Annotated in this window: 14 protein-coding genes and 1 tRNA gene; 8 read left to right on the top strand and 7 right to left on the bottom strand. The window is 40.6% G+C overall.

Features of this window, described 5'->3' with window-relative positions:
• Positions 1-3: 3 nt before the first annotated feature.
• The 4 genes from SanaruYs_RS05330 to SanaruYs_RS05315 form a co-directional block, all read right to left on the bottom strand.
• Complete coding sequence (locus SanaruYs_RS05330) at positions 4-642, bottom strand: transcription elongation protein SprT (RefSeq protein ID WP_127121497.1); 639 nt, start codon at positions 640-642, stop codon at positions 4-6.
• A gap of 88 nt (positions 643-730) precedes the next feature.
• Positions 731-922 (bottom strand): PG1828 family lipoprotein, encoded by a 192-nt coding sequence (locus SanaruYs_RS05325; RefSeq protein WP_127121496.1) that lies wholly within the window; start codon positions 920-922, stop codon positions 731-733.
• A 72-nt stretch (positions 923-994) separates the two neighbouring features.
• A complete protein-coding gene (gene der, locus SanaruYs_RS05320) occupies positions 995-2,305 on the bottom strand; it encodes a ribosome biogenesis GTPase Der (protein ID WP_127121495.1) in 1,311 nt (436 codons plus the stop codon).
• A gap of 118 nt (positions 2,306-2,423) precedes the next feature.
• Positions 2,424-2,496: transfer RNA gene (locus SanaruYs_RS05315), tRNA-Met, on the bottom strand.
• A gap of 219 nt (positions 2,497-2,715) precedes the next feature.
• Between SanaruYs_RS05315 and era the strand changes: the two genes are divergently transcribed.
• Entirely contained in the window at positions 2,716-3,600 is an 885-nt protein-coding gene (gene era / locus SanaruYs_RS05310) for a GTPase Era (protein WP_127121494.1), read from the top strand.
• A gap of 29 nt (positions 3,601-3,629) precedes the next feature.
• Positions 3,630-4,283 (top strand): PAQR family membrane homeostasis protein TrhA, encoded by a 654-nt coding sequence (gene trhA / locus SanaruYs_RS05305; protein WP_127121493.1) that lies wholly within the window; start codon positions 3,630-3,632, stop codon positions 4,281-4,283.
• Positions 4,284-4,300: 17 nt separating this feature from the next.
• Here the strand turns inward: trhA and SanaruYs_RS05300 are convergent, their stop codons facing one another.
• Together SanaruYs_RS05300 and SanaruYs_RS05295 are read right to left on the bottom strand one after the other, a co-directional pair.
• The gene (locus tag SanaruYs_RS05300; RefSeq protein WP_127121492.1) at positions 4,301-5,242 is read right to left on the bottom strand and encodes a hypothetical protein; all 942 of its coding nucleotides are present in this window, start codon (positions 5,240-5,242) and stop codon (positions 4,301-4,303) included.
• 41 nt (positions 5,243-5,283) lie between these two features.
• Positions 5,284-5,673: a hypothetical protein gene (locus SanaruYs_RS05295; protein WP_127121491.1), complete on the bottom strand. Its 390-nt coding sequence runs from the start codon at positions 5,671-5,673 to the stop codon at positions 5,284-5,286.
• A 195-nt stretch (positions 5,674-5,868) separates the two neighbouring features.
• Here SanaruYs_RS05295 and mltG point away from each other — a divergent pair, with 195 nt between their 5' ends.
• From mltG to SanaruYs_RS05275, 4 genes are all read left to right on the top strand, one after another.
• Positions 5,869-6,930: an endolytic transglycosylase MltG gene (gene mltG, locus SanaruYs_RS05290; RefSeq protein ID WP_174842762.1), complete on the top strand. Its 1,062-nt coding sequence runs from the start codon at positions 5,869-5,871 to the stop codon at positions 6,928-6,930.
• The gene (locus tag SanaruYs_RS05285) at positions 6,930-7,337 is read left to right on the top strand and encodes an acyl-CoA thioesterase (RefSeq protein WP_127121489.1); all 408 of its coding nucleotides are present in this window, start codon (positions 6,930-6,932) and stop codon (positions 7,335-7,337) included. The genes mltG and SanaruYs_RS05285 overlap by 1 nt, the downstream gene beginning before the upstream one ends.
• Complete coding sequence (locus SanaruYs_RS05280) at positions 7,334-8,311, top strand: YihY/virulence factor BrkB family protein (RefSeq protein WP_127121488.1); 978 nt, start codon at positions 7,334-7,336, stop codon at positions 8,309-8,311. The genes SanaruYs_RS05285 and SanaruYs_RS05280 overlap by 4 nt, the downstream gene beginning before the upstream one ends.
• A 76-nt stretch (positions 8,312-8,387) precedes the next feature.
• Entirely contained in the window at positions 8,388-9,509 is a 1,122-nt protein-coding gene (locus tag SanaruYs_RS05275) for an MBL fold metallo-hydrolase (RefSeq protein ID WP_246011850.1), read from the top strand.
• Positions 9,510-9,816: 307 nt separating this feature from the next.
• On the opposite strand, the gene SanaruYs_RS05270 is transcribed toward SanaruYs_RS05275, so the two are convergent.
• Positions 9,817-10,236: a TerB family tellurite resistance protein gene (locus SanaruYs_RS05270; protein ID WP_127121487.1), complete on the bottom strand. Its 420-nt coding sequence runs from the start codon at positions 10,234-10,236 to the stop codon at positions 9,817-9,819.
• Between the two features lie 472 nt (positions 10,237-10,708).
• Here SanaruYs_RS05270 and SanaruYs_RS05265 point away from each other — a divergent pair, with 472 nt between their 5' ends.
• Both SanaruYs_RS05265 and SanaruYs_RS05260 read left to right on the top strand, forming a co-directional pair.
• A complete protein-coding gene (locus tag SanaruYs_RS05265; protein WP_246011849.1) occupies positions 10,709-11,317 on the top strand; it encodes an endonuclease domain-containing protein in 609 nt (202 codons plus the stop codon).
• 459 nt (positions 11,318-11,776) lie between these two features.
• The gene (locus SanaruYs_RS05260) at positions 11,777-12,454 is read left to right on the top strand and encodes a DUF4386 domain-containing protein (protein WP_127121486.1); all 678 of its coding nucleotides are present in this window, start codon (positions 11,777-11,779) and stop codon (positions 12,452-12,454) included.
• The last annotated feature ends 322 nt before the right edge of the window (positions 12,455-12,776 follow it).

Genomic DNA, 12,776 nt, shown 5'->3' with positions numbered 1-12,776 from the left:
GGTCTACAACAAGGCCAACTGCACATCACTTACTTCTGCTTCTGCTGGTACCAGATAATTTCTTTTAGTTTTCATTTCAAGACAAAGCACTCTTGTTCTGCGAAGCTTACCCTTTTTAAAATAGCGACCCTGCAGTTTAAAAATACTCCCTTCAGGCAAAGAAGATAGCAAGGGCATCGACTTTCGGTTAGCATCGTATGCGCGTAGCCGTTGCGTTAGCGTTACGTCCGCAAAAGAACTAGCCTTCGGATTAACCATGTGCCTTCTTAGCTCCAATAAAATGTCGTCAGGGAAAATGGTTTCTTGCAGTAGCGGTGCTAACAGTTGTTTAAATGAATCCTTCCATTCACTTCCGTGTGCTTCTGCTCGGCTTCCGTGAGCCAGGTAAACCCTTAAATGAGCAACCTCATGAACATACGTTAGCAAAAACAAATAAGGGTTCAGGTCGTGGTTAAGTGTGATTTGCACCTGAGTGGAATTATGACGGCAAGAGAAATCACCGACTTTACTTTGTCTGCTTTTAGTAAGCTTAAGTTGAAATGGACTTTGTTGCCAGAGTAAATAGGCGTAAGCAACTGCCTGTGGGGGCAAGTGCTGCGTAAGAATAGCTTGAATGCTAGATGAGTCGCTGGCTTTTGGCATGTTTTGCCAAAGAAAACAAGTGTTAGGAAAATAAAAAAGGCTTTAGATTTCTAAAGCCTTCCCGGGAAATGCAATCGAAGTCGATTGATTACTGAGCTACAACAGCAGCAGCTGAATCTACAACAACAGTAGCAGAGTCAACAACAGTAGTAGCTGAATCAACAACAGCAGCAGCTGTAGAATCTACAGTAGCAGCGGCTTCTTCAACTTTCTTTCCACCACAAGCTGTGAAAGCAACTGCAAAAGCTGCTACAGCTACAAGTGCGAATAATTTTTTCATAGTATACAGGTATTTTAATGTGCCGCAAAGATAAGCCTTTATTAAAGGAACTATGCAAAAGAATGATAAAAATTATTTTTTCTTAAAGATTAATCTTACCGGAACCCCCTCAAAATCAAAATGATCGCGGATTTTGTTCTCTAAAAAGCGTTCATACGACTCCATAATGAATTGTGGCATGTTGGTAAAGAATGCAAACGATGGATATCGTGCGTTTACCTGAGTAACGTACTTTATCTGAACAAACTTTCCACGTACCGATGCGGGAGGGTTATGCTGGATTTCACGCAGCAAAATATCATTCAATTTACTGGTTGGAATTTTCTTACTCTTGTTTTCGAACACCTGCATGGCTTTTTCTACGACTTGGAAAATACGCTGCTTCTCCAGTACGGAGGCAAAAATCATGGGTATGTAATCGATGGGGGCCAAGCGTTCCATCATATCCTGCTTAAACTTTTCTGCAGTCTTGGAATCCTTTTCTATCAAATCCCATTTGTTAATCATAATTACAATACCCTTACCCTGGCGTTCGGCCAAACTGATCAGGTTTACATCCTGTGATTCCATACCTTGTTGGGCATCGATCACAATTATTACAACATCCGATTCTTCGAGTGCACGAAGCGAACGGAGTACAGAATAAAACTCAATATCATCTCTAACCTTACCCTTTTTACGAATACCAGCAGTATCAATCAGGATAAAATGTTTGTTATACATTTTATAATGTGAGTGGATAGAGTCTCGGGTTGTACCAGCTTCATCCGTTACTATACTTCTTTCTTCACCTAATAAAGCATTGATCAATGAAGACTTGCCCACGTTAGGACGACCAAGAATGGAGATTTTAGGAATGCCTGCATTCGGATCTTCTACACCTGGGGTTTCAAAAGTTTTAACCAATTCATCTAGTAATTCCCCAGTTCCACTACCATTTTCAGCCGAAACAGGGAAGATTTCAGCTTCAAGCCCTAATTCATAAAACTCATTTGCCAGCATAGTTTTATCTGGCGTGTCTGTTTTGTTGGCAGCGATAAAAAGCGGCTTTTTAGAGGTGCGCAATACATTGGCGAAATCTTTATCCATGCCAGTTACACCATCGCGGATGTCTACTAAAAAGATAACAGCCGAAGCTTCATCAATAGCCAGTTTTACCTGCTTTCTGATTTGCGATTCAAACTTGTCTTCCGATCCGGTTACATATCCTCCGGTATCAATTACTGTAAAGAAATGGCCAGTCCATTCGGCATAGCCATAGTGACGATCGCGGGTAACGCCCGACTCGTCATCCATAATAGCCTCACGTTTTTCGATGAGACGATTGAAGAAGGTAGATTTGCCAACATTAGGGCGGCCTACGATTGCAACGATGTTTGCCATGAGTTAATTAAGGTTTTGAAAGCGTTTTAACCATTTGGTTAAAACTGCTGCCAGACCCAGCAGGTAGAAGCCTGACAAAATAAAAAGAGCGATACCGAAATATCGCTCTTTGATCGAGTAGCGGGAACAGGACTCGAACCTGTGACCTTTGGGTTATGAGCCCAACGAGCTACCAACTGCTCCATCCCGCGATTTTATCGCAATAGCGTAGTTCGAAACATAACTAACGAACGGCTCCCGGTTTCAAATGGGACACTATCTTTCGATTGTTGCACAAAAGTAGAACGATATGCCCACAAAAACAAATCGTACCTTTGTTTTGCACTGTAAAAAATGGTTTTGTTTGCGATCAACATAGCAAGCGAAGTCATTCGATACTTTAAGCAAATTATTATTGTTAAATCTACCGCATGACAGAATTTAAAGCAGGTTTCGTAAGCATTATCGGTAAGCCCAATGCAGGTAAGTCCACCCTCATGAATTTACTGGTAGGTGAGCAGTTGTCTATTGTTACCCCCAAAGCGCAAACCACCAGGCACCGCATTATGGGTATGATCAACACACCGGAAATGCAGATTGTGTATAGCGACACACCGGGCATGTTAGAACCTAAGTATGCTTTGCACGAAGCCATGATGAACTTTGTAAAAGTATCGCTTGAAGATGCTGACTTGGTTTTATTGGTGATTGCCTGGGACGACACTATTGAAGAATACATGATCGACCGGATCAATAGAGTTAAATGTCCGGTTGTGCTGATCCTTAACAAAATAGACCTGGCAAAAAAGGAGGAATCGGTAGAAGAAAAAATTAATTTCTGGAAGACAAAGTTTACCAACATACAGCAAGCGATACCAGTTAGTGCTGCTAAAAAGAAAAATGTAGATAAGATTTTGCCGGTGGTTCAAAGTGTGTTGCCTGTCCACCCACCTTATTTTCCACAAGATGATTTAACGGATCGCTCGGAGCGATTCTTTGCAGCCGAAATTATTCGCGAGAAAATATTTTATAATTACGGACAAGAGATCCCGTACAGTGCCGAGGTGGTGATTGAATCTTTCAAAGAAGCCGAAGACATTATCCGGGTACGTGCACAGATTTATGTAGAGCGCGATTCGCAAAAAGGCATTTTAATTGGCAAAGCCGGAAGCTCACTAAAAAAAGTAGGCATCGAGGCACGACAGGACATGGAGTCATTCTTCAAGAAAAAAATCCATTTGGAAACCCATGTAAAAGTTGCTGATAACTGGCGCAAAGAAAGATTTAAGCTGAAGCAATTCGGATATTTAGAGTAGTATAACATTGTAAGTTAAAAGTGTTTTAAATGGCTATCAAGCAGGATAAACAAATGAGCACAGGTGAAGAAATCGCCAATGCCATTACACACGGTATTGGTGCTTTACTCGCCATTGCAGCATTAGTAGTGCTTATTGTTATGGCGGCTATGCATGGTACAGCATGGCACGTGGTCAGTTTTTCAGTTTTCGGTACCACCCTTGTGCTACTCTATTTTGCGTCTACTCTATACCACAGTTTTACACCTGGTCGCGCCAAGCACTTATTTCATAAATTCGATCACATTTCTATTTACCTGTTAATAGCCGGAACCTACACACCTTTTTGCTTAACAGCCCTTCGCGGCTGGATAGGCTGGACAGTATTTGGTATAGTCTGGGCTTGTGCAGTACTTGGTGCGATAGTGAAAGCAATTTCTGTAGGCAGTAAAGTTCGGCTCTCTACTATTCTGTATGTATTGATGGGTTGGGTTATAATAATAGCGATTAAGCCTTTGTATGAAGCCATTAGTTTTACAAGCTTTCTATTTTTAATTGTGGGAGGAGTTTCTTATACCCTTGGCACTATTTTCTTTTTGCGCGATCAGGTAAAGTATAACCACAGTGTGTGGCATTTATTTGTATTGGGTGGAAGTGTGCTGCACTTCTTTTCGGTACTGAATTTATTAAATTCTAAATTCTAAATTCTAAATTCTAAATTCTAAATATTCTTTCTATCAACTTCTATCTCCAACAGCAAATTCATTTTCTTCACCACCTCATCAAGTTCTTCTGCTGCCACCTCAAGTTTGTCGATAATCGCTGGATCGGCACCATTTTGCTTGTCTATTTTTATTAAACCAACCAGGCCCAGAACCCTTGCCAGCGGGCCGCGCACCTCATGCGAATTCATGTGTGCATATTTCTCCAACTGCTTAAGTTGTGTATTGATTTTTTCCGTTCTGCTATGAACAATCTTTTCAAGGTTTTCATTTAATGCCCTTACTTCTTCGGTAGATGAAGTGAGCTCTTCATTTAGTGTTAATAATTGTTGATTGCTATCAGTCAGTGCCATTGTTCTTTCTTTAACAATGCGTTCAAGATTAATTTTATGCTCCCGTAACTGCTTACGTATATTATTTTGAATGATATACAAGGATGTAACCAAACCAGTTGTGATGATTTCAAACTTTGCAGTAGTTGTCATTGATACTACAGAAGCATAGAAAGGTAAAGAATTGTTCTGGAAAATATTTTCTGATATGATGTAAACAGGAATAATGATGGCGTAGTAAACAAGCGTTATAGACGACCAGCTAACACCCACTTTAAAGTTGTTGAAATTATGATTGCTTTTGATTTTTTGATAAGCAAACCATAAAAAAATGGCAGCAGCAAAGTGCATTAGAAAATACGAAATAAAAGCGCCCTCTTCGTGCATGCTAAGCACAGAAAAAAGTATAACGCCTATTATGGAGATGAAATGACGCAAGTATACAACGCTGATCAGGATAGGAATTTCCCTTAAGTCGGTTGCATTACCGCTAAAGCCTGGCATCTGAAACTCCACCATTCCCATAAGGGCTGAGAGCAATCCAAAGAGGCAAACAAAAGCAAGCTCCTGTAGCCAGGGATGAGCACCGAATAATTTTTTGAAGTCCATAACTTGGGGCAGACAGGGCGTAAGTTAGCAATATGCTAAAATCAAGGTTTGGTTTTCTCAACGCCAATTACAAAATACTTCGTTTCACCCCGCCATGGAAAGGTCCTGTACCTTCTTATAAAACGCAAATTTACACGTTCACCAGCGGCAGCCGCACTTTCCAGATCTTTAATAACAGTGGTTTCGTCCGACTCCACAGAAAAATCACGTGTTTCAGCTATGGGGCTCACCCCTTTAAGCGAGCCGAAGGATTCTACACTTAACTTACCCTCATAAGTTTTGAAAAACATACCCCTTTCGGTAATACTTAATACCCTTCCGGCCATTACCCCCTCTTCAAATACAGCGAAATAATAGAAAGTATAAAGGGCGGTAAAGCCAACCAAGAAAATGATAAGCGCCCAGCGCAGAATTTTTTTGAAAAAGATCATAGGTTTATTGTGTGGAGCTGAGTTATCGGTAATTGTTCAACTAAGGTAAGCCAAATGCTGTAATTGTAGAAGGCCCAAATGGTCAATTACGTAATTGTTTAGTCTGTTTTTGGAGGAACAAGTTTTGTACCAGATCGTTAGAAGGTTGTTTCCGGGACTAGTTGTATTGTGTATTTTTGACTTTTAATGTTTGTTATGAAGCCTGAGAAAAAGCTCATTTTCTTTCTTTTATTTTCCATGTTGCTGATCTCCTTTGGCTTTTACGCCTATCAGATCATTTACACGCCTAATTTTTTGGTGGGTAAAGAAGACAGGATGATTGTAATACCTAACGATGCTGACTTTAAAACTGTGCAAAAGATCTTACATGAAGGCGATTATGTGCAAGACTTAATGTCCTTCGCTTTTTTATCCAGAATGATGGACTACGATAAAAAAGTAAAGCCGGGTCGTTTTATATTAAAAGCCAACATGACCAACCTGCAGGCTATACGATTATTGCGTTTGGGGAAACAAGAACCTGTGCGCATTACTTTTAACAATGTGCGCTTGCTTAAAGATTTGGCTGAGAAGATAACCACCAACCTGAGCATGCGCCCCGATGAGTTTGAAGCAGCAGCGGTAAAATTTTCGATGAACAACAAATACGGTTTCAACAAAGACAACCTCATGTGTATGTTTATACCCAATACCTACGAAGTATATTATAACATATTGCCCGATGCATTGATGGAACGAATGTACGATGAGTATGTAATATTTTGGAATGATGAACGCAAAGCCAAAGCAGCACAATTAGGACTTTCACCAGTGGAGGTTTCTATTTTGGCTTCAATTGTGCAGGCAGAAGCCATGAAGCAAGATGAAGCACCAGTAATTGCCGGTCTTTATTTGAACAGGTTAAAACAAGACATGCCTTTGCAGGCCGATCCAACACTTGTATTTGCCTCGGGAGATTTTAGTTTGAAGCGTGTGTTAAATGAGCATAAGGAAATAGATTCGCCTTATAATACTTATAAGTATGCCGGTTTACCGCCTGGTCCTATAAACATGCCAAGGGTAAATTGTGTTGATGCAGTATTGAACCATGATGTAAATAACTATTTGTACATGTGTGCCAAGGAAGATTTTTCCGGATATCACAATTTTACAGATAATTATCGCCAGCAAATAAACAATGCTAAACGCTACCAGCGAGCATTGGAAATTGAAATAGAAAAGGGAAAACAATTGCGAAGAGCAGGAGCAAAAAAGTAATGTACGTATCAGAAACAAGTGTTAGAGTACGTTATGCAGAAACAGACCAGATGGGTTACGTATACTATGGCAACTACGCCATGTACTACGAAGTGGCACGTGTGGAAAGTCTGCGACAGCTTGGATTGACCTATAAGCAATTAGAAGACATGGGTGTAATGATGCCCGTAACGGAACACAGCACACGCTACAAAGCACCGGCACGGTATGATGAGTTGCTGACATTACGCACCACCATTAAAGAAATGCCAGGTGTACGCATTCGTTTTTATTACGAAATATTTAACGAGCAGCAAAAACTGATTAACGAAGGCGAAACACAATTGGTGTTTGTAGATATGAAAAGCAACCGACCATGCCGTGCACCACAAGCTATGGTAAATGTATTGAAACCTTATTTTGAATGAAGTACAGTCATAAAAAATATCTTTTTAAATACGGACAAGGGCAACGCTTTGTAGACCTGCTCAGGCGCGTGCACATGAGTAAGAAGCGACAGGTTTCACTGTATAGTGTCATCAAGATTTTTTTTAAGAATATAAAAGAAGATGATATACTGGACCGTGCCAATGGCGTAGCCTACAACTTCATACTAGCCATTTTCCCCACCATTATCTTTTTATTCACACTTATTCCCTACATCAGCAGCGTAATTCCAGATGTGAACACCAACAGCATTATGGAGTTTTTGGGAAGTATGATGCCACAAAGTATGTATGAAGTGGTGGCTTCCACTATAGAGGATATTATAGGTAATTCGCGAGGAGGCTTATTGACATTTGGTGTACTCTTTGCACTTTTTTTAGCTACCAATGGTATGATGGCGCTGATGCGTGCTTTCAATGCCTGCTATAATACACAAGAAAAAAGAGGCTTGATAAAAACAAGACTTATTGCCACAGGGCTTACTTTGAATTTATCGTTGGTTTTATTTCTGGCAGTTATACTGCTCGTAGTAGGGCAGTTAGTATTAGATTACGTATTGGCTTACCTGCCGGAATTTGCCTGGCTTAATGCTGATACATATACTTTGTATCTCCTCTTCGTGCTTCGTTTTGTTGTTATTTTTATTGTTTTCTTTTTGGCAATAGCCACCATTTATTACTTCGGTCCGGCAATCCATTACGACTGGCGTTTCTTTTCGTTAGGGTCACTTATTGCAACGCTGGGTACTATGGGTGTTTCATATGGATTCTCGTACTACATCACACATTTTGGTAGTTACAATAAAATTTATGGCTCCATTGGTGTACTTATTGCATTAATGATATGGGTGCAGCTAGTGACGACTGTATTGCTTTTCGGCTATGAAATAGATGCCAGCATACATGAGGCAAAAACAAAGGCAGCATTGTGGGAGGCCAGAAAGAAAAATGCCTGACAATATTTTCCCCACTATCCCGTCTCCACCAGTATTACATGCTTGCATGCATTACTAGCCCTAAAAATATCTGCACTTGAAAACTTTTAAAAAAATAATGATAGTTACTGCGGTAGTTATTGCCATACTGGCTGTTAGCTTAATGCTGTTTATGCAACTGCCTGTGTTTGGCAAGCATACTACAGGCGAAGATTTAGCGCGCATCGAAAAATCCACCAATTATAAGGACGGCTCCTTTCAAAATGTGCAACCTACCGAGGTAATGCTTAAAGAAGTTTCTACCCTTAGGGTTATGCGCGAAATGCTGAACAAACCGTCTACAGTTGAACCGAGCAAACCTTTGCCTACAGTAAAAACCGATTTGAAAAATTTAGCTTCCGATAAACTAACCATTGTGTGGTTTGGTCATTCATCTTATCTAATAAAGTACAAAGACTTTACAGTGTTGGTCGATCCGGTTATGAGCGGCTATGCATCGCCCATTGGTATTTTCGGAAAAGCATTTGAGGGAACCGATGTGTTTAGTGTTGATGATTTGCCTCTCATCGATTTATTAGTGATCACACACGATCATTACGATCACCTCGATTATGCTACTTTAATAAAACTACATACTTCCGTAAAAAATATTATTACCCCATTGGGTGTAGATGCGCATTTAAAACATTGGGGAGTACCTGCCGAAAAAATTAAAAGCTTGGATTGGTGGGAGACGCACAAGTTGAATGATTCAACAATTATTACATCTACACCTTCACGTCATTTTTCGGGAAGAGGATTTACGCGGGGCAAAACATTGTGGTCATCATTTGTATTAAACCTGCAGGGGCACAACATTTTTATTGGGGGCGATTCTGGTTATGACAATCAGTTTAAAAAAATAGGTGATCTATACGGCCCATTTGAAATTGCCATGCTAGAAACAGGACAGTATGGTAAAAACTGGCCCTTTATACACATGATGCCCGAAGAAGTAGCAAATGCTGCTCAAGACCTGCAAGCCAACGTATTGTTACCGGTGCATTGGGCAAAGTTTGCTTTATCAAACCACGCCTGGACAGAACCCATTGAGCGATTAATAGCGAGTGGCGAAGGGAAAGTAGTAATGACCACACCTAAAATAGGAGAGCCCGTGCGCTTAGGGGATACGTTGCCTGTGGAGAAGTGGTGGAGGGAAGTTGATGTGTTGATTCGTTGATTCGGTGATGTGCTAATATGATGATGTGCTGATTTGTTAATTTGAAAATTTGATGATTAACAAAGAGCAATGAGCTGCTAGCTGTCAGCCACGAGCTACTAGTCCGGGATGGAGCTACGAGCTGCCAGCACCGTGTAGCAAAAAAAGGCAACTAATTGATTTTACAGATTAATGTCTCTCTGAAGAGACCAATAGGAGAAATAAGAATGCTGAGTTTAACGCTTCTTTTTTTCGGTAGACGAAAGTGGGTATAATAGGAGAAGAGCAGTTCGCAGCCGGAGGCTAGTGGCTCGAAGCTAATGAAAGTTTACTTCGCCACCCGCACACCAAGTGACTGAAAAGATTTACCGTGTATAATCTTGTTGAGTTCCTTTTGGGTTTTCATTACCTCATCTAAAGAGAGCTTTAGTTCGGTGTGGTATATTTTATAAATCAATATCCACTCAGCCTTGTCCATAAAACCATCGGAGTTGGCAATAACACACAACCAGGCAATGGCCCTGGTTTGTTGCTTATTGTCTAGCTTTTTTAGACCTGCCAAACAATCATTGTAGAGTGCCGAAATATCTTTTGCCTTCAGCGCCTCCAGCTGACTATCAAAGGTGGCTAAGCCTAAGCCTTCCGCTTCCATCATTTTGCGTCCTAAAGCAAGTTCGCGTTCATCTACTTTGCCATCGGCACAAATAAGCAGGTAGTAAAGGCTGGTCAGGGTTGTCTTGTAGTCCATATAGGAAATGTAATATAAACAGGGTATTGAGAATAAAGTGCCAAAGTAAAAATGGGCAAAAACAAGATAAATAAAGCTTTTTAATTCTTTAACTGTTCCAGATTGGGAAAACTTACGCTTGGTTAGGGGAAGACCGATGTAAGTATTTTCAATTATACGCTATTTTTTTGAAAAAGATGAGTGCCATACTAGAATTAGCTTGGGCACGGGTATGAGTAATAATAAGCACCTCCTGTTCGAGTTGCGTAATAGGGTGAAATGAATCAAGATAACAACGACTTTTATATATGAGTGTAGCATTTCGAATTTGCAATGGATACACTATCCCCCTCCATTGGAGGGGGGGGGAGGGGGAGGCCTCTTATTTAAGTCAACAAAACTTTAATGGTTATCATCACCCTTACCTCGCCTCGCTGACTCAGGACAATTCTTCGAATGATATTTGTGAGTTGAATAAATCATCACGAGGAAGATGGAGTACATGGTTTACAGTCTACTCTCTATTGAGTATATTGTTCCACTCTATCTATTAGATGGGTACACTGTTCTCCTCCTCGGAGGGCCGGAAAATATTATGGAAGCAAATAAAGAAAACTTTTACGCTTACAATCCTAAACTGCAGCCCTTCGCCAATCAGTTAAGAAAAACCATGACCAAAGCAGAAGCTTGTTTATGGAAGTATGCCTTGCGAGCCGGCAAGCGCAAAGGTTATGGTTTCAGAAGACAAAGACCAGTCCTAAATTTTATCGCAGACTTTATGTGCAAAGAATTAATGCTGGTTATAGAGGTGGATGGTATTACCCACACATGGGAAGAAACAATTGAAAAAGACAGACTAAAAAACGAACAATTAATTGCGGCAGGATTTCATGTACTTCGATTTACCGATGATGATGTGTTAAAGAGAATTAATTGGGTAATTGAATCGATTGAGGTGACCATTGATGAAATTGAAAGAAATGCTACACAGCCTATTAAGAAAAGAAGAGAGCGGAAACTAAAACGGCAACCACCACCCCCTACCCCCGCCTCGCTGGTGGGGGACAGTGCTACGAATAATATTATGAGTAGATTAAGATGATAGCGACTTTATTTGTAGAGTATTTCTTTAATTGATTTTTTAATGGGTACACTGTCCCCCTCCATTGGAGGGGGTAGGGGGAGGCAATTTATCCAAACCAAAGAAATTAATGGTTATCTCCACCCCCTTACCCCCGCCTCGCTGGTGGGGGACAGTGCTACGAATAATATTATGAGTAGATTAAGATGATAGCGACTTTATTTGTAGAGTATTTCTTTAATTGATTTTTTAATGGGTACACTGTCCCCCTCCATTGGGAGGGGGTAGGGGGAGGTAATCTATCCAAGCCAAAGAAAACCATAATGGTTATCTCCACCCACTTACCCCCGCCTCGCTGGCGAGGGACAGTGTTTCGGATTACTGGTTGAGTGGAAATTTCACCATGCGCAATACCAACAACAGCTTAGAGAAGTAACATTATGCCATCAAAATCGTCCTAGTATTTAAGACACCTCAAAGATGAATGAACAACATGCAGACTTAGTCGCAACCGCCCGGAAAGCCGGAGTTTGGTATTTGGCACTGGCAGTATCAGGGGTACTCGGTTTTCTACTACTGCACGCACAAATTTATGTTTCAGACGACTTGCCAAAAACGCTGTTAAACCTGAAAGAACAAGAAAGCCTCGCGAGGATGCGTCTCTTGGCTGAGTTTGCCATCATTGTTTCGCAAGCGCTGGCTGCGGTTTATTTTTTCAAACTATTCAAAGATATTAATCATTTCGCTGCATGGGCTTTGGCCGCATGGGGCATGATGAACGCGGGCATCATTATGATTAGCGCCATAGCCATGGGCGGATCTATTAACGTGGCCAGTCTAAGCCTGCCAGATAATGAAAAGCTGATCATGCTTCAGGTTTTTATGCTGCTCATTAAAGGTTCATGGGCGATAGGCAGCCTCTTCTTTGGCTTATGGCTCATTCCCATGGGGTATGCTGTTGTCAGCTCAAAGCGGATGCCGATAGGTTTGGGACGTGTATTGCAAATAGGTGGTGTCGGTTACATCGCCAGCGCTTTTTTAGTGTATGGTGGATTGAGTGGATCCTGGATTGATATGCTAACCATACCGGCTACCGTTGGTGAATTCTGGATGATCGGATATCTGCTTATTTTCGGCATACGTCCACAAAGTAACTAGCATAATTTTTTCAATTCTTGTTTATTACAAAAACTAAATCATTAAGTCTTTATTACTGACCTCTACACGGTAGCTGTTGAAGTTATATTCAATTTATTCAAATTGATAGTGCCTCTTTTTAACTAAGAGTATCCGAAAAGACTCTTAAAATTATTTTTGAAGGTATGCGAAAAAGGTATGATTGAGGCAATCTAAATTTTTTACGAATTATTTAGCTTTTCCAGTATCCACTATTTTTGTAGGATCTTAAACGGTTATAAATGGTAGGCATTAGATTGTTCAATTTTACTTATTTGACTGAAGAATTAAAAAAAATACCTAT

This window comes from Chryseotalea sanaruensis, assembly GCF_003990915.1.
GTDB classification, from domain to species: Bacteria; Bacteroidota; Bacteroidia; order Cytophagales; family Cyclobacteriaceae; genus Chryseotalea; species Chryseotalea sanaruensis.
The sequence above is the reverse complement of the archived record's forward strand: the minus strand, read 5'-3'. Positions and strand labels throughout refer to the sequence as shown.